A 22117-nucleotide genomic window follows, 5' to 3' on the forward strand; every position below is an offset into this window, starting at 1 on the left:
CTTCATCCCCGCCCTTGAGCCGCCAGCTGCAGCAGCAGGCGGCTCAAGGGCGGGGCTGCAGGGGGGGGGGGGGAACAAGACACGGCGCCCGTGTAGGCGCTGCGCCCCGAGCAAGCCTGCGTCTCGCCAGGGATTGGCAAAGCAGACACAATGCCCCCATGGCATCCAAACCTCGCTTGGGCAGCACGCCCCCCCCAGTGACACCACCCGCCGAAGACGCACCGGTGTCCGAGCGCATCCGGTATCGCCTGATCAGTGCCGGCTGTCGCCATCACGCCAATGACAATATCGCCGCCTTCATCCAGGACGGTGAGTTGGAGCAGTTGCAGAACGAAGTCGCCGCCAAGATGCAGGAGGTGCTGCGCGCCCTGGTGATCGACACCGACAGCGATCACAACACCCAGGAAACCGCCAAGCGCGTGGCCAAGATGTATCTGCGCGAGATATTCAAGGGCCGCTACAGCGAGGCCCCGGCGGTGACCGAGTTCCCCAATGCCGAGCGCCTGAACGAGCTGATGATCGTGGGCCCGATCACGGTGCGCAGCGCCTGCTCCCACCATCTGTGCCCCATCATGGGCAAGGTCTGGGTGGGTCTGCTGCCCAACGAGCATTCCAATCTGATCGGGCTGTCCAAGTACGCACGGCTGACCGAGTGGATCATGAACCGGCCCCAGATCCAGGAAGAGGCCGTGACCATGCTGGCCAATGAGCTGCAGGAGCGTGTGCAGCCGGACGGCCTGGCCATCGTGATGGAGGCCGATCACTTCTGCATGCACTGGCGCGGCGTGAAGGACATGGACTCCAAGATGACCAACAGCGTGATGCGTGGCGCCTTCCTGAAGGACGCCAATCTGCGCCGCGAGTTCCTCTCCCTGCTGTCCAGGAAAAACTGAGCCCCGCGCTCTTCAGACCACCACCACGAGAGGTCACCGCCCCATGCTCGTCCGCCTGCTCTATGCCAGCCGCGCCACTCACGCCATGACCGAGGCGGAGCTGCAAGCCATCCTGAAGTCCTCCCGGGATCACAACCCCGCCACGGGCCTGACCGGCCTGCTCTGCTACAGCGACGGCATCTTCATCCAGGTGCTGGAAGGCGGCCGCGACGCGGTGAACGCGCGCTACAAGGCCATCGTGGACGATGCCCGCCATCGCGACGTGATCATCCTGTCCTACGAGGAGATCGGCGAGCGCCACTTCGCCGGCTGGAGCATGGGCCAGGTGAATCTGCACCGCCTCAACCCGGCCCTGGTGCTCAAGTACTCGGCCACGACCAAGCTGGACCCCTACGCCATGTCCGGCCGCGCCCTGATGGCCCTGTTCCAGGAACTGGTCAGCACCGGCGCCATCGTCTGCTCTTGATCAGCCACGCCCAGGCGGCACGACCGAGGCGCCAGCCCGACTGACCGAGCAGGAGCCCGAGGATCCGGCTTTGCCGGTCCTACGGGCTCGCCCCCTTGAGGGGGCGCGCGCAGCGCGTAGGGGGGAGCCTATCAGGCCAGGGCGTCGGACCAAATGGTGCGGGCCCAGTTCCAGGCGTAGGTAGCCTCAAGCTCATTGGGCGCGGCGGACACGCCGCCCGAGCCGGCCACGGTCTTGAAGGTCTTCTCCGCCGCCACGTACTCATGCACGCTGGCCACGTGGATCACGTTCTTGCCCGTGTCCACATAGCTGTAGCAGGTGTTGGTGAGCATGGGCGCGGGGTTGATCTCCCAGCCATTGAGCTCGGCCACGATGGCGGCCGCGGCCACCTTGGCATGGCTGTTGGCCATATGGCCGCTCTTGGGCATCAGGGGGGCGATCTGGATGGCGTCGCCCAGCACATGGATGTCCTTGGCCGCGGTGGACTCGAAGTTCAGGTAGTTCACCCCCACCCAGCGACCATTGCTGTTGGCCAGGCCGGTCTGCACCGCAATGGCACCGGCCCGCATGCTGGGCAGCACGTTCAGCACATCGGCCTTCACATCGTCCTGCACCTCGAACTTGACGGTGCTGGCCTTGGCGTCCACCGCCACCGCCTTGTGCTGCGGACGGTACTCGATGATGCCCTTGTACTGCTCGGCCCAGATCTTCTTAAACAGCGGCCCCTTGGAGATGACGTCCTGGTTGGCATCCAGGATCAGGACCTTGGAGCGCGGCTTGGCCTGCTTGAAATAGCTGGCGATCACGCTGGCGCGCTCATAGGGCCCCGGCGGGCAACGATAGGGCGCCTCGGGAATGGTGATGGCATAGACGCCACCATCGGGCATGGCCTCCAGCTGGCGGCGCAGAGCCACGGTCTCGGGGCCGGCCTTCCAGGCCTGCAGGATCTGGCCGGCGGCCTGGGCTTCCTTGAGTCCGGCCACCGAATCCCACATCAGGTCGATGCCGGGGCTGAGCACCAGCTTGTCGTAGGCGATGCTCGCGCCCGAGGCCAGGGTGGCCACGCGCTTGGCGGCATCAATGCCGGCCACATAGTCACGCACCACGGTCACGCCATGCTTGGCGCGCAGCGCGGTGTAGGGCACGGTCAGCTCCTGGATCTGGCGCGCGCCGCCCACCACCAGGTTGGAGATGGGACAGGACACAAAAGCCTCATTCGGCTCGACCAGGACCACCTCGATCTTGTAGTCCGAGAACAGACGGATGTACTTGGCGGCCGTGGCGCCACCATAGCCCCCACCCACCACCAGCACGCGGGCCTTGGACGGCACCGAGGTGCTGGCGCAGCCCACCAGACCCAGGGCGGCCAGGGCGGCGGCGCCCTGCAGGAGGTTGCGTCGTTGCAGCTTGCTCATATCGATCTCCCCGGGGTCAGTGGCGCGGCAGGGCAGCGAAGTACGCGGCCATCTGTGCGATCTGGGCATCGCTATAGCCCTTGGCCAGCTGGTGCATCACGGTGGCCTGGCGGGCACCGCTCTTGAAAGCCTTCATCTGCTCGGTGAAGTAGGTGGCGGGCATGCCAGCAAGACCTGGCACGGCCGAGCCCTCAATGGCGCGGCCGCCGGTACCGTGGCAGTTGGCGCAGGTGGCGGCCAGGGCCTTGAGATGCAGGATCTTGCCGGCTTCCTGGGCCTGGACGGTGCCAGCACCCAGGGCCAGCAGCGCGGCGCAAAACAGTGCTCGCAGCGTCATGATGGAGTCTCCTCGCAGGGGGGAGCGCCAGTTTAGGCACAGGCCCGGGGAATTTCCAAGAACCAATCCCGATAAGCATATTCCCGCGCCACGGGATGGGCCGCCTCAGAGCGAGCGCGCCTCGGCAAAGCCGTAGAGTCCGGCGAGGATGCGCGTGGGGAACTGCTGCAGCGCCTCGTTGTACTGCGAGACTGCCTGATTGAAGACCTGGCGTGCAAAGGCCCGCTGGCGCTCGATCAGCTTGAGCTCATCCAGCAGGGCATGGAGCTCCGACATGCCACTGAGCTCGCCATGGTGCTCGACCAGGGAGTTCAGCCGCGTCAGCGCCGCACCGTGAACCGCCGTGGCCACAGCCAGCGCGGCCAGGGGATCGCCCGCGTAGGGCTTGGCGCGTGCGGCCTGGGCCGCACTTGAAGCCTCGAGCTGGGCCGTCTCCAGCGCCTCGAAGGTGGCCTGCTCATTGGCCAGCAGAGGGCGCAGCAGGGTCAGCAGCTTGCTGCAGGCCTCGGCCCGGGCCGTCAGGGCTTGGTCCAGCTGCCTGAAAGCCTCGCCGATCGCATTGCGCAGGCGCATCAGGCGGTTGTAGGCCCCTATGCCCCAGAAGAACAGGATGGCCGCCAGTGCCCAGCCCAGCCAGCTCCAGCCGCCGCCGCTCATGCTGCGACGAATTCCTGGTAGCCGCGCGCCCGCAGCTCGCAGGCCGGGCAGTGGCCGCAGCCATAGCCCCAGTCGTGGCGCTGGCCGCGCTCGCCCAGATAGCAGGTGTGGGTGTGCTCGGCGATCAGGGCGTTCAGCGCCGGGCCGCCCAGGCGCTGCGTCAGCGCCCAGGTCTCGGCCTTGGTGATGAACATCAGCGGGGTCTCCAGCGTCATGGGCGTGTCCAGGCCCAGGCTCAGGGCCACTTGCAAGGCCTTGAGCGTGTTGTCGCGGCAATCGGGGTAGCCGGAGAAATCGGTCTCGCACATGCCGCCCACCAGCACCGAGGCGCCGCGGCGGTAGGCCAGGGTGGCGGCAAAAGTCAGGAAGAGCAGATTGCGACCGGGCACAAAGGTGTTGGGCAGGCCATTGGCCTGCAGCTCGATGGCGCGCTCGCTGGTGAGCGCCGTGTCCGAGATCTGGCCCAGCAGGCTCAGGTCCAGCACATGGTCCTCGCCCAGCTTGGCACCCCAGGCCGGGAACTGCGCGGCCATCTCGCGGCGCACGGTCTGGCGGCAGTCCAGTTCGATGCGGTGGCGCTGGCCGTAGTCGAAGCCCAGGGTCTCGACCGCGGCATAGCGGTCCAGGGCCCAGGCCAGGCAGGCGGTGGAGTCCTGGCCGCCCGAGAAGAGCACCAGGGCCTTGCGCTGGCGGTTGGCCTGCGGCGGCAGCGTCGTGCTCATTGGCGAATCTCCCCCTGGCCCAGCACCACCCACTTCATCGAGGTGAGACCCTCCAGGCCCACGGGGCCGCGGGCGTGGAACTTGTCGGTGCTGATGCCGATCTCCGCGCCCAGGCCGTACTCGAAGCCGTCGGCAAAGCGGGTGCTGGCATTGACCATCACGCTGGCCGAGTCCACCTCGCGCAGAAAGCGCATGGCGTTGGGATGATTCGTCGTCAGGATCGCATCGGTGTGGTGCGAGCCGTAGCGGTTGATATGGGCAATGGCCTCATCCAGGCTGTCCACCACCTTGATGCTGATGATGGGGGCCAGGTACTCGGTGGACCAGTCTTCTTCGGTGGCCGCCGCCAGCTTGGCGCCCGGCAGAGGACCCAGCAGGGCCAGGGCGCGCGGGCAGGCGCGCATCTCCACGCCCTTGAGCGCGAAGAGCGCGCCGATCTCGGGCAGGAAGTCCGCCGCCCTCGCTGCATGCACCAGCAGGGACTCGGTGGCATTGCAGGGGCTGTACTTCTGGGTCTTGGCGTTGTCCACCACCTTGAGCGCCAGGGCCAGATCCACCTCGGCGTCCACATAGCTGTGGCAGTTGCCGTCCAGATGCTTGATCACCGGCACGCGTGCCTCGCGGCTGATGCGCTCGATCAGACCCTTGCCGCCGCGCGGAATGATCACGTCCACGAATTCCGGCATGGCGATCAGCTGCCCCACCGCGGCACGGTCCGTGGTGTTGACGAGCTGCACCGCCGCCCGGGGCAGGCCGGCCTCTTCCAGCGCATCACCCACCAAACCGGCCAGGGCCAGATTGGAGTGGATGGCTTCCGAGCCGCCACGCAGGATGCAGGCATTGCCGCTCTTGATGGCCAGGGAGGCGGCTTCGATGGTCACATTGGGCCGGCTCTCATAAATCATGCCGAACACGCCCAGGGGCACGCGCATCTGCCCCACGCTGATACCGGTGGGCCGGCGCTTCACGCCCGTGATCTCACCGATGGGATCGGGCATGGCCGCCAGCTGCTCGCAGCCCTCGGCCACCGTGGCCAGCACCTTGTCGCTGAGGCTCAGGCGGTCCAGCATGGGCGCGTCCAGGCCGGCGGCACGCCCGGCCTGCAGATCCCGCTGGTTGGCGTCCTGCAGCTCAGGCCCCGCATCGCGCAGGCGACGCGCCAGGGCCAGCAAGGCCTGGTTCTTGGCCAGGGTGGGCGCGGCCGCCATGGCCGTGGCGGCCAACCGGGCCTGCCGGCCCAGGGTCTGCATATAGGCGGTGAGTTCTTTGCTGTGCTCGCTCATGGTGGGGAGATTGTCGCCGAGCGCCGTCAAGCCAGGGTCTGCAGGCGCTGCAAGGCCTGGGCCGCCAGCTGCCGGGTCAGCTCGCCCGCACCCAGGCCGCGCGGCGAAAGCGGTGCCGCCTGACCGGCCCACAGAGGCATGAAGTCCCCCGCCGCAACGCCCCCTTGGGCCTCGCTGGCCGCACGCAGCGGTGCCAGCGCCCCGCCGGCGGTCGGAAAGGCCGGCGCCAGCTCGGACAGCGGCCCCACTTCGCGCATCAGGCGGTTGACGATGCCGCGCGCCGGGCGGCCGGTGAAGAGATTGGTCAGGGCCGTGGTCTCGGCCGCCTCGCTCTGCAGGGCCGCGCGATGCGGCGCGGGCAGGTGGGCCTGGGGCGTGTAGAGATAGGCGCTGCCGATCTGCACCCCGGCCGCACCCAGTGCGAAGGCGGCCGCGATGCCGCGCGCATCGGCAATGCCACCGCTGGCGATCACGGGGACGTCCCCCGCCGCATCCACCACCTGGGGCAGCAGGGCAAACAGCCCCGGCTGGCTGTAGACCTCATCGTGCAGGAAGACGCCACGGTGGCCGCCCGCCTCCGCGCCCTGGGCAATGATGGCGTCCACGCCACGCTCGCGCAGCCAGCGCGCCTCGGCCCCCGTGGGGGCACTGGCCCTCCCACGCGCCCCGCTGGCCCGCACCCGCGCCAGCAGCTCGGGCTCAGGCAGGCCGAAGTGGAAGCTCACGACCGCGGGCCGGTAGGCCTCCACCAGCTCGCAAGCCGCAGCGTCAAATGGATTGCGGCCCGTGGCGGGCAGGGGCACGGCCGGGTCCAGACCCAGCTCCAGGTAGTAGGGGCGCAGGCGCTCGCGCCAGGCGGCCTCGCGCGCCGCATCGGGCGCGGGGTTCTGGTGGCAGAAGAAGTTCAGATTGATGGGCCGGGCGGTGGCGGCGCGTATCAGATCCAGCTCGCGGCGCGGGGCCTCGGGCGAGAGCAGGGCGCAAGGCAGGGAGCCCAGGCCACCGGCCTCGCTGACCGCGATCACCATCTCGTGCAGCGTAGGCCCCGCCATGGGCGCCTGCACGATGGGCAACTCGATGCCCAAGAGTTCCAGCAGGCGGGTGTCGGGCCAGGTCTTGCTCATGGCGGTCGGGCTTTCAGGAAAACCGGGTCAGCAGACTCAGCCACAGCGGTGCACTGAGCACAAAGGCCAGGGTGGAGATCACGGTGGCGGCCGTCACCTCGGTCTCGTGGCAACGATAGCGCTGCGCGAAGATCAGCGCATTCGAGCCCACGGGCAGAGCCGCAATCATCACGATCACCGACAGGGGCAAGCCGCTCAGGCCAAACACCCAATGCGCCACCAGCAGCACCAGGGCCGGCAGGGCAAAGAGCTTGAGCAGGGCCAGGCCCAGGGCCCCGCGCCATTGGCGCGGCCAGCCGTAATAGGCCAGGGACATACCGATCAGGGTCAGGCACAGCGGCACCACGGCCGTGCCCAGCAGCTGCAGCACCTCGTCCAGCACCGCCGGCAGGGTCAGGCCCAGACCGTTGAACGCCAAGCCGGCCACCACGGGCAGCACCACCGGATGGATCACGGTGTTGCGCACCGTGGCCTTGAGCGTCTCGGCCAGACTCTGCCCCGGCTGGGCGCGGGCCAGATCATGCTCCACCAGCACGGTCAGCAGGCTCAGGATCACCAGGGCATGCAGGCTGACCACGGTGATGTGCAGGGCCAGGCCCGCCTCGCCAAACACGCCGGCCGCCAAGGGCACGCCCACCTGCAAGGTATTGCCGAAACACACGGTGATGGCCTGCACGCTGGGCAGGGCTGGCGCCACACGGCCGGCGCCGCGGCGACGCGGCACGCCATAGACCAGCAGCAAGAGCAGGGCCAGGGGCAGGAAGAAGGCCCCCAGCATCAGCCAGGGCAGGCTGGCAAAGTCCACCCGCGCCGTGGTGCGGAACAGCAGGGCCGGCACAAAGATGTAGAAGGCCGCGGCCGAGAGCACGCGCGCCGGGTCACCGCCCTGCCCGCCCGCATCGCGCCCGCCCAGCCAGCGCATATGGCCGACGAACCAGCCTATGGCCACCGTGATGAAGATGGCCAGCAGCTTGTAGAACACCACCCAGGTCATGGCCGGAGTATCCCGCCGCCTCCCGGCCCGCGGAGCACGGCCGGCTCGGTATGCGCACGCCGCCTCAGGCCGACAGGGGCAGCTCCAGCTCGAAGCCGAACACGCTGCCCTGACCGGGCGTGCTGCTGACCTGGATGCGACTGTCCATCAGCTGCATCAGCTGCTGGCTGATGGACAGGCCCAGGCCCGTGCCACCATCGCGCCGACTCAGATCCGACACCTGCTCGAAGGGCTGGAACAGCCGCTCCAGCTGGTCGGGCGCAATGCCGATGCCGCTATCGGCCACTTCCACCCGCAGACGCACGCTGACCGGGCCCCGCTGGATCACGCGTGCCTCCAGTGAGACCCAGCCGCTGTCGGTGAATTTGATGGCATTGGACAGCAGGTTCAGCAGCACCTGGCGCAGGCGCTGACCGTCCACCCGGGCGCGCAGGGGCAGCGCAGAGTCCAGTTCCTGCTTGAAGAGCAGCCCCTTTTGCTCGGCGCGCAGGCGCATGGAGTCGCCCACCACCTCCAGCAGGGCGCGCAGGTCCACCACGGCCGGCATGAGCCTGAGCTTGCCGGCCTCGATGCTGGCCATGTCCAGCAGATCGGTCACCAGGCTCAGCAAATGCTCGCCGGACTCGCGCATCAGCTTGATCTTGGCCTGCTGGGCCGGGCTCAGGCTGGCGTCCATCTGCAGCAGCTGGGAGAAGCCCAGGATGGCGTTCAGGGGCGTACGGAATTCATGGCTCATGGTGGCCAGAAAGCGGCTCTTGCTCTGGCTGGCGCTCTCCGCTCGCAGGCGCGCCAGATTCAGCTCGGCGGTGCGCTCGGCCACCAACTCCTCCAGATGATCGCGGTGGCGGGTCAGCTCCTGCTCGGCCAGGCGGCGCTGCGTGATGTCGCTGACCATGCCCTCGATGCGCGGCCCGCCCTCGGTGGCGGCCACCACATGCACGCTCAGCTCCAGCCAGAGCTCGCGTCCGTCATGCGTGCCCACCAGCAAGGGCAGCTGCTGCAGCACACGGTGACGCAGCAGCGCCCGGGCAATGCGGCGGTACTCGGCCGCCTCCACGCGCACCAGGCGGCTCAGGCTGGGTCGCCCCTGCAGGGCCTGCTGGGGCTGGGGATAGCCCAGCATCTGGGCCAGGGCGCGGTTGAGGTCCAGCAAACGGCCACGCGCATCGGCCTGAAAAATGCCCTCCGTCGCGTTCTCGAACAGGCCACGGTAGCGCGCTTCCGAGAGCCGCAAGCCCTCGGCCGAGCTCAGCAGCTGCAGACTCATGGCATTGAGGCGGCGGGTCAACTGCCCCACCTCGTCCTCCCGCGCCACGGGCAGGGTGGCGCCCAGCTCGCCATCGGCCACGCGCTGGGCAAGACCGCCCAAGGCCGCGACGGGCCGGGCCACCAGGCGAGATACCAGCCAGTAGCTGCTGATGATGACGGCCGCCAGCATGGCCGCCAACAGGCTCACCACCATCAGCCGGGTCTGAGCCAAGGCCTTGTGCAGCGGCTCTCGACTGAACAGCAGGCGCGCCTGGCCGAGGGACTCGGCCCGCATCATGGGCGGGCTCTGATGCGGTATGTCGACCAGCAACTCCAGGCTCTGATACGGCTGCAGAACACTCTCGCGCTGCCGCCGTACGGGTTCACCGGCCACGCCCCGCACGCTGATTTCAAGGGTATGCAGCTCCGGCTCGGCCATGGCCGCATCCAGCAGATGACCCAGGGTGGCGTAGTCCAGATTCCAGAGCGGGCCGGCCACGCTGCGCGCCACCATCTGGGCGCTGCGCTCGGCCCGGGCCTGCAAGGCCGACTCCAGGCCGCGCGCCTCCCGCGCCATCCAGAACCAGCCCACCAGCACCACCAGGGCCGAGGCGGCCAGGGCCATGCCAGCGATCAGGCGCGTCTGTATGCTCAGTGTGCGGGGCAGCAAGGCCATGGTCTCCCTCAGAGCCCGTCCGGGGGACGGGCTGCGTGGGGAGTGTCGCGCAAGATCTGCCCCTCCTGACCGCGGTTTCAGGACTTGGCCGTCTTGCGCGCGGCCGCCTTCTTGGCCGGGGCCTTGGCCGCAGGTCGCCCGCCGGCACGCGGCTCGAACTCGAAGATCACCTTGCCTTCCTTCTTGTCATAGGACAGGAAGGCCTTGAACTTGCGGCGGGTCTTGTTGGAGACGAAGCCGTCCAGCAGATCGGTCTTGCCCAGGGTCAGCAGCTTCTCGACCTGGGCCGCCTCGATGGGCTGCTGCAGGATGATCTTGCCGCTCTTGAAGTCGCAAGTGACGTTGGCGCCGACCGCGTGCTCGCAGACATAGTTGCTGCCGTGCTCGAAGACTCGGCCCTGGCACTTGGGGCAGGCGCCCAGCGAGGACTGGCCGCCGAAGTCCACGGGCTCGCCACTTTCCTCGGCCTTCTTGGCGTCCTCGCCGAAGTCGAACTCCAGCTTCCAGTTGTCGATCTCGGCGTCAAAGACCAGGGCCAGCTCGGCCGTGAAGGGCCAGCCGGCCTTGGAGCGGAAGCCTTCCAGCGGGCCGATCTTCTTGTCGGCCAGGAACTGTTCCACCTCGTGCAGCTCAAAGCTGCGGCCGCCCGGAATCTTGCCGATGGAGAAGCCGCAGCCCTCGGAGGCCCCATCCTTGCCGGTGCAGGTGAAGCGGCGGTAGTTTTCCTTGACCACGCCGCCGCACTTGGGGCACGGCGCCTTCAGGGTGGCGTAGTCGCCGGGGATGGTGTCGCGGTCGTACTCCTTGGCCTTCTTGACCACCTTCTCGGTCATGGCGGCGATCTCGGCCATGAAGGCCTCGCGCTTGAGGCGACCCTTCTCCATCTCGGAGAGCTGGTGTTCCCAGTTGCCGGTGAGCTCGGGCTTGGTCAGCTCGTCCACGCCCAGGCCGCGCAGCAGGGTCATCAGCTGGAAGGCCTTGGCCGTGGGGATGAGCTCGCGACCCTCGCGCAGCATGTACTTCTCGGCCAGCAGGCCTTCGATGATGGCCGCGCGCGTGGCCGGCGTGCCCAGGCCCTTCTCGGCCATGGCCTCGCGCAGCTCGTCGTCCTCCACCAGCTTGCCCGCACCTTCCATGGCGGAGAGCAGGGTGGCTTCGGTGTAGCGGGCCGGCGGCTTGGTCTGCAGGGCCTTGAGATCGCTGCTCTCGGTGCGCACCACCTCGCCGGGCGCCCCCGGCACCAGCATGGCGCCGCTGGTGCCGGGCTCGGCGTTCTCGTCGGCGGCTTCCTTGCCGTAAACGGCCTGCCAACCCGGCTTGACCAGCACCTTGCCATTGGTCTGGAAGGCGTATTCCTTGCCCGCGGCCTTGACCGTGGAGATGCGGGTGGTGACCTGGAACTCGGCCGGCGGGAAGAACACCGCCAGGAAGCGCTTGACCACCATGTCGTAGAGCTTGGCCTCGGCCTCGGTCAGGCTCTTGGGCGTCTGCAGCGTGGGGATGATGGCGAAGTGGTCCGAGACCTTGCTGTTGTCGAAGACCTTCTTGGTGGGCTTGATATAGCCGTTCTTCAGCGCCGTGGCCGCATGCGTGGCCAGGGGCATCAGGGCGATGGGCAGCTCCTCGCTGGCCAGCACCTCGGCGGTCTGCTTGGCCACGCCCAGATAGTCCTCGGGCAGGTAGCGCGAGTCGGTACGCGGGTAGGTCAGCACCTTGTGCTTCTCGTACAGGGCCTGGGCCAGGGAGAGCGTGGTCTTGGCCGAGAAGCCGAAGCGCGAGTTGGCCTCGCGCTGCAGGGTGGTCAGATCGTAGAGGCCGGGGCTGGCCTGGGTGCTGGGCTTGCTCTCCTCGGTGACCGTGGCGGGCTGGCCCTTGACGGCCTCGGCTATCGCCTGGGCCTCGGCCAGGGTCCAGAGGCGGTCGGCCCGCTTCTCGGCATCCTGCTCGTCCTTCTTCCACTTCGGGTCGAACCACTTGCCCTCGTACTGACCGGCCACGGCGTCGAAGCTGCCGCGCACCTCCCAGTAGTCGCGGTAGACATGCTTGCGGATCTTCTCCTCGCGCTCCACCACGATGGAGAGCGTGGGCGTCTGCACCCGGCCCACGGTGGTCAGGAAGAAGCCGCCGTCGCGGGAATTGAAGGCCGTCATGGCGCGGGTGCCGTTGATGCCCACCAGCCAGTCGGCCTCGGAGCGGCAGCGCGCGGCGTCGGCCAGGGGCAGCATCTGCTGGTCGCTGCGCAGCTTCTCGAAGCCCTCGCGGATGGCTTGCGGCGTCATGCTCTGCAGCCACAGCCGGCTGACCGGCTTGTTGACGGGCGTCTTGGCCGTGCCGGCGTACTGCACGATCAGGCGAAAGATCAGCTCACCCTCGCGGCCCGCGTCACAGGCATTGATCAGGGACGTGACGTCCTTGCGCTTGATCAGCTTGACCAGGGCATTGAGCCGGCCCTTGCTCTTGTCGATGGGGTTGAGATCGAAGTGCGGCGGGATCACCGGCAGGTGGGCGAAGCTCCACTTGCCGCGCTTGACGTCGAACTCCTCCGGGGCCTTGATCTCCACCAGATGGCCCACGGCCGACGAGACCACGTACTCGTCGTTCTCGAAATACTCGTCGTGCTTCTCGAACTTGCCCGACTGCGGGGTGAGTGCGCGCACGATGTCCTGCGCCACGGATGGCTTCTCGGCAATGATCAGGGACTTGCTCATGGTCTCTATTTCTATCAGGTGCGCCAGCATGGCGACGCGACCTGCCTACAATCCGGCCTCGCGCGCCCGTACGCACACACGTACGCGCGCACCCATGATTTCAATGTACCGAACTCGGACGATGACGCAAGCCGCCGCCAAGACGCCCTCCAGACGCCTCCAGGTCAAGCGCTCCGGCGTCCACGGCCGCGGCGTCTACGCCGCCCGCCACATCGAGGCCGGCGAAGTCCTGATCGAGTACACGGGCGAGCGCATCAGCTGGGACGAAGCCCTGCGCCGCCATCCGCACGACCCCAAGCAGCCCCACCACACCTTCTACTTCCACATCGAAGGGGGCGAGGTGATCGACGCGCTCTACGGCGGCAACAGCTCGCGCTGGATCAACCACAGCTGCGATCCCAACTGCGAGGCCGAGGAAACCCCCGCGGGTCGGGTCTTCATCAAGGCCCTGCGAGACCTGCTGCCGGGCGAGGAGCTGTTCTACGACTACGGGCTGGTCATCGACGAGCGCTACACACCCAAGCTCAAGAAGCAGTTCGCCTGTTATTGCGGCAGCGACAACTGCCGTGGCACCATGCTGGCGCCCAAGCGATAGGAAGACATGGCGGAACATCATCAGCAATGGGGCGCCGAAGCCCTCTGGCAAGACCTGGAACCCCTGCTGCCGGGTCTGAGCATCGAGGTGCTGGCCCGCACCGAATCCACCAACACCACCCTGCTGGAGCGGGTGCGCAGCGAGCAGCACCAGCGCGGCAGCCTGGAGCGCAGTCCGTATGGGCGGCGCGCCCATGATCTGCAGCCCTGCCTGCTGGTGGCCGAACACCAGACCCATGGCCGCGGCCGCATGGGGCGCAGCTGGCATGCCACGCCCGGCGCCTCGCTGACCTTCTCCCTGTCCCTGCCCCTGGCCCCCAGCGACTGGTCGGGCCTGTCCCTGGTCGTGGGCTGTGCCGTGGCCGAGGCCCTGGAGCCGCTGCAAGCGGGGCAGGCGCCGCGGCTGCAGCTGAAGTGGCCCAATGATCTGTGGCTGGATGGCCGCAAGCTCGGCGGCGTGCTGATCGAGACCGTGCAGGCCGGCGGTCAGCGCGTGGCCGTGGTGGGCGTGGGCCTGAACATCCTCGCCGCCGAAGATCGAGACGGTGAACTCCCCAGCTACAGCACGGGCTTTGCCAGCCTCAGCGAGCTGGATGCAGCCTGGACCGCCCCGCTGGCCCTGGCGCGCATCGCCCGCCCCCTGATCGAGGCTTTGCTGGCCTTCCCGCAGCAGGGCTTTGCGGCCTGGCAGGCGCGTTATGCAAGGCGCGACTGCCTGATGGGGCGCGCCGTCACGGCCGGCACGCACGGCGGCGAAGCCCGCGGCGTGAACGCCCAGGGCGAGTTGCTGCTGCAGACCGCCGACGGTCCGCTGCCGGTGAGCAGCGGCGAGGTCAGCGTGCGCCTGGCTGGCGACAGCGGCCCGGCCGCAGGGGGTCGCTGAACCCATGCTGCTGCGCGCCTTCTTCCTGATTCTGCTGCTGGCCAATGCCCTCTTCTATGGCTGGTCCCAGGGCTGGCTGGACGGCCTGCTGGCCCGCCAGCACCCCGATCGCGAACCCGAGCGACTGCAGCTCGAAAGTCATCCCGAGCGCCTGCGCCTGCTCAGCCCGCAGGCGGTCACGGCCCTGCAGACCCGGGCCTGCCTGGAGCTGGGGCCCCTGAACGGTGACGAGGCCTTGCGCGCTGTCCAGACCACCCTGGCACAGCTGGGCGTGTCTGAGGCCGACTGGCGGCTGCAAAGCAGCGCACAGCCCGGACTCTGGGCCGTGGCCACCATCAAGCTGGGCTCGGCCGATTTTCGTGCCCGCAAGGAAGAAACCTACAAGCGCATGAAGCTGGCCTACGAGCCCCTGCAGGGCCTGCCCGAGGAGCAGCCCAGCCTGGTGCTGAGCCAGCATGCCAGCGAGAAGGCCGCCCAGGCAGCGCTGGCGGCCCTGGAACAGCGCGCCCTCAAGGGCCTGCGGGTGTTGCAGCTGCGCCCCGGCCAGACGCGCCATCAGCTGAGCCTGCCCAAGGCCGATGCGGCCCTGCAAGCCCAGCTTCAGGCCCTGCTGGCCGCCGGCCGCGAACCCGCGCTGGCGGGCGCCGCGCTCAAGCCCTGCGCGCCCGAGGCGGCAGCCAGCGCGCCGGCCTCGGCCGCCTCGCGCTGACAGGCCGCGGCGCTCAGGCGGCGCCGTGCTCGCGGCGGCGTCCCAGGGCCGCTCCCGCGGCCAGCAGGGCAAACAACCAGGCCAGGCTGCTGGCACCGCCGCCCCCACCGCCACCACCCGTCTCCGCGGCTGGCGCTGCTGCCGGCGCGGGCGCGGGCGCGGGAGCGGGAGCGGGGGCAGGCGTTGCCGCCCCCACCGCCGCCGCCGCGTCCAGCATGCCCGCGCCGCAGGTGCTGCTGGTGCAGTAGCACTCGTCCTGGGTGGCGGGGCCGGGGGCCTGGCACTGGGGAATGCCGGCCGTGGCACCGCTGCTCACAAAGGGCCGGGCGCTGCTGCGCAGCAGGCTGCTCACCTGGCTGGGCGTCAGGCCGGGCTGCTGGGCCAGCATCAGGGCCACGGTGCCGCTGACCAGGGGCGTGGCAAAGCTGGTGCCGAAGCTGGAGGCGTAATGGGCCTCGTTGGGCACCGGCCCCCGCGTGCCGCTGTTGCTGGTGCTCAGAATGGGATAGAGGCAGGGGCCGGTGGCGTTGCCATTGGCGTCGACGTTGACGCAATTGCCGCCCGGCGCCGCCAGCGTGACCTCGGGACCCAGGCTGGAGAAACCCACCTTGGAGCCCAGATGCCGCAGGCCGGCCACCGTGACCACGCCGGGGCAGCTGCCCGGCACGCTCACGGCCTGGCCCACGCTATTGCCGGCCGCGGCCACCACCACCACATTGCGGGCCGCCAGGGCCGTGACCGCGTCGCGATAGAAGGCACCGCTGCCGGTGCTGCAGTCCCCCGTGCCACCCAGGCTGAGATTGAGCACACGGGCCGGATTCGGATTGCTGGGCAGACCCTGCACCGTCAGCCCACCCGCCCAGCGCATGCCGGCAATGATGTCGGAGTCGAAACCGCCGCATTTGCCCAGCACCCGCACCGGCAGGATCTTGCTGCCCCAGGCCACCCCGGCCATGCCCTGGCCGTTGTTGCTGGCCGCGGCGATCAGGCCGGCCACACGGGTGCCATGCCAGCTGCTGTTGCGCACATCGCTGCTGTCGCAGGTGCTGCCCAGGGTGCCGGCATTGGCCTCGCTCAGGGTCACCCAGTCGCCAGGGTCGGAAGCATCGGCATCGGCGCGGTCCCCGTCATTGCCTATGGCCAGGGCCAGGGCGCTGTTGCTGGAATAGCCCACCAGGTCATAGCCGGGCAGGACCTGGCCCGCCAGATCGGGGTGGTCGGAGCGGATGCCCGTGTCCAGCACGGCCACCACGATAGCGGCGCTGCCGGTCTGGCGGTCCCAGGCCGCGGTGGCATTGATGCTGGACACCGCCTCGGCCGTAGGCGGCTTCAGATACCACTGGCCCACGGCCGGGTTGTTGCTGGGGCCTACGGCATAGAAGGGATCGTTGGGCACGGCCATGATGCGGCGGCGCTGGTCCACCACGGCCAGCTCCACCTCGCCATCGCGTGCCAGCTGGCGCACCAGGGCCTCGGAGCTCAGGCCGCCAGCGGTGAACACATGGGTGCGCTCATCGAGGCTCAGCCGCGCGCGCAGCTCGCGCCCGGTGCGCAGGCCCAGGGCATAGGCGCGTTGCTGGGCGATCTCGCGGGCCTCATGCGGCCGGGTCCGGGCGCTCATGGGCTTGGCATTGACGCTCTGCGCCAGGGGCTTGAAGCGCACGATCACGCGCGCCTCCTCGCCGCTGGCCAGGGGCTGGGCCTGGGCTGCGGCACCATAGAGCAGGCACAGGGACAGAGCCAGACGGCTGAGGCTGGGCGGGCGGATCATGAGAAGACTCCTGCGAAACAGCGCCCCAGTGTAGGCCGGGCATCCCAAGCCCCAGTGTGAAAAAGGTTTGCTGAGGCGCCGTATCTCCATGAAAAAAGGCCCCTTGCGGGGCCTTTGAGTGCGGATGCAGCGTAGGCCTTACTTGGCCACCACGCGGGCCATCTCCAGCACCTGGATGGAGTAGCCCCACTCGTTGTCGTACCAGGCCACGACCTTGACGAAGGTGCCGTCCAGGGCAATGCCGGCCTCGGCGTCGAACACCGAGGTGCAGCTCTCACCGCGGAAGTCGGTGGCCACCACCTTGTCCTCGGTATAGCCCAGCACGCCTTGCAGGGCGCCCGCGGCCTGGGCCTTCATCTCGGCGCAGATCTCGGCGTAGCTGGCGGCGTTGTTCAGCTCCACGGTCAGGTCGACCACGGACACATCCGAGGTCGGCACGCGGAAGGACATGCCGGTCAGCTTCTTGTTCAGCTCGGGGATCACCACGCCCACGGCCTTGGCGGCGCCGGTGCTGCTGGGGATGATGTTCTCCAGGATGCCGCGGCCACCGCGCCAGTCCTTGTTGGAGGGGCCGTCCACGGTCTTCTGGGTGGCGGTGGCAGCGTGCACGGTGGTCATCAGGCCGCGCTTGATGCCCCACTTGTCGTTCAGCACCTTGGCCACGGGGGCCAGGCAGTTGGTGGTGCAGCTGGCGTTGGAGATGATGGCCTCGCCGGCGTAGCTCTTGTCGTTCACGCCGTAGACGAACATCGGGGTGTCGTCCTTGGACGGGGCCGACATGATGACCTTCTTGGCGCCGGCCTTCAGGTGGGCCTCGGCGGTTTCCTTGGTCAGGAACAGGCCGGTGGACTCGACCACGATGTCGGCACCGACTTCATCCCACTTCAGCTCGGCCGGGTTCTTGACGGCGGTCAGGCGGATCTTCTTGCCGTTGACGATCAGGGTGTTGCCGTCCACGGCCACATCGCCCTTGAAGCGGCCATGCACGCTGTCGTACTTCAGCATATAGGCCAGGTAGTCGGGCTCCAACAGGTCGTTGATGCCCACCACCTCGATGTCCTTGAAGTTGGCGATGGCAGCGCGGAACACCATGCGGCCGATGCGGCCGAAGCCGTTGATACCGATCTTGATCGTCACGTCAGTCTCCTAAAGATAAAAACAAAGCCGAAATCAAAAAAGAAAAGGGGCGCTCACGCACCCCTCTCGCATCACTTCTTCTTGGGGGCCTTCAGCCGGGCCGCGCCGACGGCGACCTTGACCGTGTCGGCCACATTCTCGGCCGTGAAGCCGAAGTGCTTGAACAGCACCGGGGCCGGGGCCGACTCGCCGTAGCTGTCGATGCCCACCACGGCGGCGCAGCGGTACTTCCACCAGAAGTCGCTGACGCCGGCTTCCACCGCGATGCGCGGCAGCTTCTCGGGCAGCACGCTGGACTTGTACTTGGCGTCCTGGCGGTCAAAGACATTGGTGCTGGGCATGGAGACCACGCGCACCGGGATGCCGGCCTCGGCCAGCTGGGCTTGCGCGGCCAGGGCCAGCTGCACCTCGGATCCGGTGGCCATGATGACGGCGCGGGCCTTGCCCTTCTTGGGCTCGGCCAGCACATAGCCGCCCTTGGCGATATCGTCCACCGCGGTCTTGGGCGCGTAGGCCAGGTTCTGGCGGCTCAGGGCCAGCACGCTGGGACGCTGGGCATTGGCCAGGGCCATGGTCCAGGCCACCACGGTCTCGGTGGTGTCGGCCGGGCGCCAGACATCCAGGCCCGGGATCAGGCGCAGGCTGGAGACATGCTCGATGGACTGGTGGGTGGGGCCGTCCTCGCCCAGACCGATGGAGTCGTGGGTGAAGACATGGATCACGCGCTGCTTCATCAGCGCGGCCATGCGGATGGCGTTGCGGCTGTAGTCGCTGAAGGTCAGGAAGGTGCCACCGTAGGGGATGTATCCGCCATGCAGGGCCACGCCGTTCATGATGGCGGCCATGCCGAACTCGCGCACGCCGTAGTTGATGTGGCGGCCACCGTTGGACTCGCCGCCGTCAAAGCGCAGGGCAGGCGTGCTCTTGGTATTGGTCAGGTTGGAGCCGGTCAGGTCGGCCGAGCCGCCCAGCAGCTCGGGCAGGGCCGCGGTGAAGTGCTCCAGGGCCAGCTGGCTGGCCTTGCGGCTGGCCACGGTCTCGGCCTTCTCATGCGCGGCCAGCACGGCGTCCACGGCGGTCTGGGCAAAGTTCTCGGGCAGCACGCCGGCCATGCGGCGCTGGAACTCGGCGGCCAGCTCGGGGTGGGCGGCGGCATAGGCGTCGAAGCGCTCGTCCCAGGCCTGCTCGGCCGCGGCACCGCTGGTCTTGGCGTCCCAATCGGCATAGACCTCGGCGGGCACGACGAAGGGCTCGTGGGCCCAGCCGATGGCCTCGCGGGTCAGCTTGATCTCCTCGCCACCCAGGGCCTCGCCGTGGGCCTTGGCGGTGCCGGCGCGGTTGGGGCTGCCCTTGCCGATGGTGGTCTTGGCGATGATCAGGCTGGGCTTGTCGCTACTCTTCTTGGCGGCGGCAATGGCGGCGTCCACGGCGTCCACATCATGGCCGTCCACCGGGCCGATCACGTTCCAGCCATAGGCCTCGAAACGCTGGGCGGTGTTGTCCACGAACCAAGGCGCGACCTGGCCGTCGATGGAGATGCCGTTGTCGTCGTAGATGGCGATCAGCTTGTTCAGCTTCCAGGCGCCGGCCAGCGAGCAGGCCTCGTGGCTGATGCCTTCCATCAGGCAGCCATCGCCCAGGAAGACATAGGTGTGGTGGTCCACGATGGCATGGCCGTCGCGGTTGAACTCCTTGGCCAGCAGCTTCTCGGCCAGAGCCAGGCCCACGCCGTTGGTGATGCCCTGACCCAGGGGGCCGGTGGTCGTTTCGACGCCGGGGGTGATGCCCACCTCGGGGTGGCCCGGGGTCTTGCTGTGCATCTGGCGGAAGGCCTTCAGGTCCTCGATGCTCAGCGCGTAGCCGCTCAGATGCAGCAGGGCGTAGATCAGCATGGAGCCATGGCCGTTGGACAGCACGAAGCGATCACGGTCGGCCCACAGCGGGTTGCCGGGGTTGTGGCGCAGATGGCGCTTCCACAGGGCCACGGCGATCTCGGCCATGCCCATGGGCGCGCCCGGATGGCCGGAGTTGGCCGCCTGCACGGCGTCCATGGCCAGCGCTCGGATCGCGTTGGCCATCTGGGATGTATTGGGTGCGGCGGCGAGATTGGCCATGGTGTGGAAGGCAGGAGTTAGGGGTAAACCCAGAATTTTACTTGGCCGCCGACCTGGTTCCGGATTGACCTGGGGCAAGGTCGCCCGGCGAGCGCCCTGCCATCGTGAGGTCTGCACTCCGGAGGCCCTCATGGAAGCGGAAACCCTGCACATCATCCGAGCCGAGCACGACGCTCTGAGCGCCGTGCTGCAAACCGTGCGGCTGCTGGCCCGGCAGCCACGGCCGGACTTCGACGCCCTGCGCGCCATGCTGTTCTATGTGGACGAGTTCCCCGAGCGGCGCCACCACCCGCATGAGAGCGAGCTGCTCTTCCCCAGGCTGCGCGCCCTGGCCCCGCAATCCCGGGAGCTGCTGGACAAGCTGGACGCCGATCACGCCCGGGGTGAGCGCGCCGTGCGCGCCCTGCAGCACGAGCTGCTGGCCTATGAGCTGCTGGGCGAGACGCGACGGCCGGGCTTCGAGCGCGCGGTGCAACGCTATGTGGACGGCTATCTGCAGCATATGGCCCTGGAGGAGCGCGAGATCCTGCCCCTGGCCCATCGCGTGCTGAAAGCACCGGACTGGGCCGAGCTTGACGCGGCCTTCACCAGCCAGCGCGACCCGCTGACGGGCGGCGTGCCGGATGCCGCCTACGAGGGCCTGTTCCAGCGCATCCTGAGCTTGGTGCCGCCGCCCCTGGGGCTGGGGCCGGTGCGCGTGTGAACTAATTCGCGCGGTGCGGCAGAGATTGAGGAGATAGAGCTAGCATTTTTATCACTTGGGCGCAAAATCGGGACAAGCCTGAAATGCCAGCCCCTGCAGGCAGCGTTCGGGCCGACAGGAGTCCATCATGGAAGCGCCCCTTGCTCACAGCAATCCCGGCAGCAACGGACCGACGGCCGTTGAGGGCCTTGCCGCGCAGACGGCGCCGCAAGCCGTGCTCCTCTTCGTTGACGACGAGCCCTCCATCCTCAGCGCCCTGCGCCGCCTGTTCCGCCCCCTGGGCCACAAGATCATCTTGGCCGAGAGCGGTGCGGCCGCCTTGCAGATCCTGGAGCAGGAACCGGTGGACCTGGTGCTGTCGGACATGCGCATGCCAGGCATGGACGGTGCCCAGCTGCTGCAAGCCGTGCGCGAGCGCTGGCCCGAGGTCGCCAGGCTGCTGCTCACCGGCTACGCAGACATCGGCTCCACCATCGCCGCCATCAACCAGGGCGAGATCCAGCGCTATATCGCCAAGCCCTGGGACGATCAGGAGCTGCTGCTGGCCGTGCGAGAAGGCCTGGAGCGCCGCCGGCTGCGCCAGGAGAACCAGCGCCTGCTGGCCCTGACCCAGGACCAGAACGAGCAGTTGCAGGCGGCCAACACGCTGCTGGAAGACCTCAACGAGCAGCTTGAAGCCAGCAATCACCAGCTCTCCAACAGCAATCTGGAGCTGGAGCGCCGCGTCAAGGAACGCACCGCCGAGCTGGAACAGAGCAATGCCAGCCTGGCTGCGGCGAACCTGCAGATGGAACAGACGAACGAGAAGCTGCAGCACGCAAACGCACTGCTTGAAGAGAACTTCGCCATGTCGATCAGCGTGTTCTCTGCCCTGCTGGAGCTGCGCGACGGCAGCGTTTCCGGGCATGGTCACAAGGTCGCCGCGCTGGCGCAGCGCCTGGCCGAACAGTTGAAGCTCGGGGCCATCGAAAAGGTCGACATCTACAACGCCGGCTTGCTGCACGAGATCGGCAAGATCGGCCTGCCCGACGGCCTGATGAACAAGACGGTCTCGCTGATGACGGGCGCCGAGTTCGAGCGCTACAAGCGCCACCCACTGCAAGCCCAGGCCGCCTTGATGCCGCTGGGCCGCTTGCACCAGACGGCCCTGATCATCCGGTCACAGCACGAGCGCGTGGACGGACACGGCTTCCCCGATGGACTCTCGGGCTATGAGGTGCCGCTCGGGTCGCAGATCATCAATCTGGCCAGCACCTTTGAGTCGCTGATTGCCGGACGGCTGGCCGAAAAGGAGTACTCGGTGCAGGAGGCCGGCACCCTGATTGCCGAGACCGCCGATCAGCACTACGCCCCCGAACTCACCGAGGCTTTCAATGCCATCCTGCCCGAGCTGATCGCGGAGAGCGATGCCGTGGTCGAACTGGACAGCCAGAGCCTGAAGCCGGGCATGGTTCTGGCGCGTGCGCTGCTCAGTCCGCAGGGCAGCACCTTGCTGCCGGTGGGGTTCAGGTTCACCGCCCAGCTGCTGGCCCAGGTGCAAAAGCTCGAAGCCCGGGACCAGGTTGCGCTGCGCTACTTCGTCAAGATGGACAAACCCGCCAAGAAGCCCGGCGGCGCGCCGGCCGTCGATGGGCGTGCACCGCGGCCACAGCACGCCTGAGATCCGCTGTAGAACCCCAGCCC

General features: G+C 68.2%; 19 protein-coding genes. 7 read left to right on the forward strand and 12 right to left on the reverse strand.

The genetic code is table 11. From position 1 onward, the window contains the following. The first annotated feature begins 158 nt into the window (after nucleotides 1-158). On the forward strand, nucleotides 159-893 hold the full coding sequence (gene folE / locus ACK5F2_RS14600) for a GTP cyclohydrolase I (protein WP_409865814.1): 735 nt from the start codon (nucleotides 159-161) through the stop codon (nucleotides 891-893). 43 nt (nucleotides 894-936) lie between these two features. Continuing rightward, complete coding sequence (locus ACK5F2_RS14605) at nucleotides 937-1359, forward strand: BLUF domain-containing protein (RefSeq protein ID WP_409865816.1); 423 nt, start codon at nucleotides 937-939, stop codon at nucleotides 1357-1359. 131 nt (nucleotides 1360-1490) lie between these two features. On the opposite strand, the gene ACK5F2_RS14610 is transcribed toward ACK5F2_RS14605, so the two are convergent. The 9 genes from ACK5F2_RS14610 to ACK5F2_RS14650 all read right to left on the reverse strand — a co-directional run bounded on the left by ACK5F2_RS14610 (nucleotide 1491) and on the right by ACK5F2_RS14650 (nucleotide 12523). Next, the gene (locus tag ACK5F2_RS14610) at nucleotides 1491-2774 is read right to left on the reverse strand and encodes an NAD(P)/FAD-dependent oxidoreductase (protein WP_409865819.1); all 1284 of its coding nucleotides are present in this window, start codon (nucleotides 2772-2774) and stop codon (nucleotides 1491-1493) included. Between the two features lie 16 nt (nucleotides 2775-2790). After that, nucleotides 2791-3111: a c-type cytochrome gene (locus ACK5F2_RS14615; RefSeq protein WP_409865821.1), complete on the reverse strand. Its 321-nt coding sequence runs from the start codon at nucleotides 3109-3111 to the stop codon at nucleotides 2791-2793. A gap of 105 nt (nucleotides 3112-3216) precedes the next feature. Then, nucleotides 3217-3768 carry a LemA family protein gene (locus ACK5F2_RS14620; RefSeq protein ID WP_409865823.1) on the reverse strand — a complete coding sequence of 184 codons (552 nt, stop codon included), beginning with the start codon at nucleotides 3766-3768 and terminating at the stop codon, nucleotides 3217-3219. Continuing rightward, nucleotides 3765-4490, reverse strand: a complete 726-nt coding sequence (gene queC / locus ACK5F2_RS14625) for a 7-cyano-7-deazaguanine synthase QueC (RefSeq protein WP_409865826.1) — start codon at nucleotides 4488-4490, stop codon at nucleotides 3765-3767. Before queC ends, ACK5F2_RS14620 begins: the two co-directional genes overlap by 4 nt. After that, nucleotides 4487-5773, reverse strand: coding sequence for a glutamate-5-semialdehyde dehydrogenase (locus ACK5F2_RS14630; RefSeq protein ID WP_409865828.1), 1287 nt, complete (start codon nucleotides 5771-5773; stop codon nucleotides 4487-4489). Before ACK5F2_RS14630 ends, queC begins: the two co-directional genes overlap by 4 nt. Nucleotides 5774-5799: 26 nt before the next feature. Next, nucleotides 5800-6897 carry an NAD(P)H-dependent flavin oxidoreductase gene (locus tag ACK5F2_RS14635; protein WP_409865830.1) on the reverse strand — a complete coding sequence of 366 codons (1098 nt, stop codon included), beginning with the start codon at nucleotides 6895-6897 and terminating at the stop codon, nucleotides 5800-5802. A 13-nt stretch (nucleotides 6898-6910) separates the two neighbouring features. Continuing rightward, the gene (locus ACK5F2_RS14640) at nucleotides 6911-7891 is read right to left on the reverse strand and encodes an AEC family transporter (RefSeq protein WP_409865833.1); all 981 of its coding nucleotides are present in this window, start codon (nucleotides 7889-7891) and stop codon (nucleotides 6911-6913) included. A 64-nt stretch (nucleotides 7892-7955) separates the two neighbouring features. Beyond that, entirely contained in the window at nucleotides 7956-9815 is a 1860-nt protein-coding gene (locus tag ACK5F2_RS14645) for an ATP-binding protein (protein WP_409865835.1), read from the reverse strand. Nucleotides 9816-9892: 77 nt separating this feature from the next. Beyond that, the gene (locus ACK5F2_RS14650; RefSeq protein WP_409865838.1) at nucleotides 9893-12523 is read right to left on the reverse strand and encodes a DNA topoisomerase III; all 2631 of its coding nucleotides are present in this window, start codon (nucleotides 12521-12523) and stop codon (nucleotides 9893-9895) included. A 121-nt stretch (nucleotides 12524-12644) separates the two neighbouring features. Here ACK5F2_RS14650 and ACK5F2_RS14655 point away from each other — a divergent pair, with 121 nt between their 5' ends. From ACK5F2_RS14655 to ACK5F2_RS14665, 3 genes are read left to right on the forward strand one after another with little or no spacing between them, the layout of a single operon-like run. After that, on the forward strand, nucleotides 12645-13118 hold the full coding sequence (locus ACK5F2_RS14655) for an SET domain-containing protein (protein WP_409865840.1): 474 nt from the start codon (nucleotides 12645-12647) through the stop codon (nucleotides 13116-13118). Between the two features lie 6 nt (nucleotides 13119-13124). After that, complete coding sequence (locus ACK5F2_RS14660; protein WP_409865843.1) at nucleotides 13125-14000, forward strand: biotin--[acetyl-CoA-carboxylase] ligase; 876 nt, start codon at nucleotides 13125-13127, stop codon at nucleotides 13998-14000. 4 nt (nucleotides 14001-14004) lie between these two features. Next, nucleotides 14005-14709 carry a hypothetical protein gene (locus ACK5F2_RS14665; protein WP_409865845.1) on the forward strand — a complete coding sequence of 235 codons (705 nt, stop codon included), beginning with the start codon at nucleotides 14005-14007 and terminating at the stop codon, nucleotides 14707-14709. A 13-nt stretch (nucleotides 14710-14722) separates the two neighbouring features. Here ACK5F2_RS14665 and ACK5F2_RS14670 read toward each other — a convergent pair whose 3' ends face one another. The 3 genes from ACK5F2_RS14670 to tkt all read right to left on the reverse strand — a co-directional run bounded on the left by ACK5F2_RS14670 (nucleotide 14723) and on the right by tkt (nucleotide 19731). Continuing rightward, a complete protein-coding gene (locus tag ACK5F2_RS14670; protein WP_409865848.1) occupies nucleotides 14723-16480 on the reverse strand; it encodes a S8 family peptidase in 1758 nt (585 codons plus the stop codon). A gap of 138 nt (nucleotides 16481-16618) precedes the next feature. Beyond that, complete coding sequence (gap, locus tag ACK5F2_RS14675) at nucleotides 16619-17617, reverse strand: type I glyceraldehyde-3-phosphate dehydrogenase (protein WP_409865851.1); 999 nt, start codon at nucleotides 17615-17617, stop codon at nucleotides 16619-16621. A gap of 71 nt (nucleotides 17618-17688) precedes the next feature. After that, the gene (gene tkt, locus ACK5F2_RS14680) at nucleotides 17689-19731 is read right to left on the reverse strand and encodes a transketolase (protein WP_409865854.1); all 2043 of its coding nucleotides are present in this window, start codon (nucleotides 19729-19731) and stop codon (nucleotides 17689-17691) included. A 130-nt stretch (nucleotides 19732-19861) separates the two neighbouring features. Here tkt and ACK5F2_RS14685 point away from each other — a divergent pair, with 130 nt between their 5' ends. Both ACK5F2_RS14685 and ACK5F2_RS14690 read left to right on the forward strand, forming a co-directional pair. Then, nucleotides 19862-20434, forward strand: coding sequence for a hemerythrin domain-containing protein (locus ACK5F2_RS14685; RefSeq protein WP_409865857.1), 573 nt, complete (start codon nucleotides 19862-19864; stop codon nucleotides 20432-20434). Nucleotides 20435-20561: 127 nt separating this feature from the next. Continuing rightward, a complete protein-coding gene (locus ACK5F2_RS14690; protein WP_409865859.1) occupies nucleotides 20562-22094 on the forward strand; it encodes an HD domain-containing phosphohydrolase in 1533 nt (510 codons plus the stop codon). Nucleotides 22095-22117: the final 23 nt, after the last annotated feature.

The sequence above is a fragment of the Roseateles sp. genome (assembly GCF_046300915.1).
GTDB lineage: Bacteria > Pseudomonadota > Gammaproteobacteria > Burkholderiales > Burkholderiaceae_C > Kinneretia.

Excerpts from the sequence above, each read along its gene's own strand:
- queC (WP_409865826.1), bottom strand. The coding sequence starts at position 4,490 with ATGAGCACGACGCTGCCGCCGCAGGCCAACCGCCAGCGCAAGGCCCTG.
- ACK5F2_RS14610 (WP_409865819.1), bottom strand. The coding sequence starts at position 2,774 with ATGAGCAAGCTGCAACGACGCAACCTCCTGCAGGGCGCCGCCGCCCTG.
- ACK5F2_RS14665 (WP_409865845.1), top strand. The coding sequence starts at position 14,005 with ATGCTGCTGCGCGCCTTCTTCCTGATTCTGCTGCTGGCCAATGCCCTC.
- ACK5F2_RS14635 (WP_409865830.1), bottom strand. The coding sequence starts at position 6,897 with ATGAGCAAGACCTGGCCCGACACCCGCCTGCTGGAACTCTTGGGCATC.
- ACK5F2_RS14690 (WP_409865859.1), top strand. The coding sequence starts at position 20,562 with ATGGAAGCGCCCCTTGCTCACAGCAATCCCGGCAGCAACGGACCGACG.
- ACK5F2_RS14605 (WP_409865816.1), top strand. The coding sequence starts at position 937 with ATGCTCGTCCGCCTGCTCTATGCCAGCCGCGCCACTCACGCCATGACC.
- ACK5F2_RS14655 (WP_409865840.1), top strand. The coding sequence starts at position 12,645 with ATGACGCAAGCCGCCGCCAAGACGCCCTCCAGACGCCTCCAGGTCAAG.
- ACK5F2_RS14620 (WP_409865823.1), bottom strand. The coding sequence starts at position 3,768 with ATGAGCGGCGGCGGCTGGAGCTGGCTGGGCTGGGCACTGGCGGCCATC.
- ACK5F2_RS14685 (WP_409865857.1), top strand. The coding sequence starts at position 19,862 with ATGGAAGCGGAAACCCTGCACATCATCCGAGCCGAGCACGACGCTCTG.
- ACK5F2_RS14645 (WP_409865835.1), bottom strand. The coding sequence starts at position 9,815 with ATGGCCTTGCTGCCCCGCACACTGAGCATACAGACGCGCCTGATCGCT.
- ACK5F2_RS14615 (WP_409865821.1), bottom strand. The coding sequence starts at position 3,111 with ATGACGCTGCGAGCACTGTTTTGCGCCGCGCTGCTGGCCCTGGGTGCT.
- ACK5F2_RS14660 (WP_409865843.1), top strand. The coding sequence starts at position 13,125 with ATGGCGGAACATCATCAGCAATGGGGCGCCGAAGCCCTCTGGCAAGAC.
- tkt (WP_409865854.1), bottom strand. The coding sequence starts at position 19,731 with ATGGCCAATCTCGCCGCCGCACCCAATACATCCCAGATGGCCAACGCG.
- ACK5F2_RS14640 (WP_409865833.1), bottom strand. The coding sequence starts at position 7,891 with ATGACCTGGGTGGTGTTCTACAAGCTGCTGGCCATCTTCATCACGGTG.
- ACK5F2_RS14650 (WP_409865838.1), bottom strand. The coding sequence starts at position 12,523 with ATGAGCAAGTCCCTGATCATTGCCGAGAAGCCATCCGTGGCGCAGGAC.
- ACK5F2_RS14630 (WP_409865828.1), bottom strand. The coding sequence starts at position 5,773 with ATGAGCGAGCACAGCAAAGAACTCACCGCCTATATGCAGACCCTGGGC.
- folE (WP_409865814.1), top strand. The coding sequence starts at position 159 with ATGGCATCCAAACCTCGCTTGGGCAGCACGCCCCCCCCAGTGACACCA.
- ACK5F2_RS14670 (WP_409865848.1), bottom strand. The coding sequence starts at position 16,480 with ATGATCCGCCCGCCCAGCCTCAGCCGTCTGGCTCTGTCCCTGTGCCTG.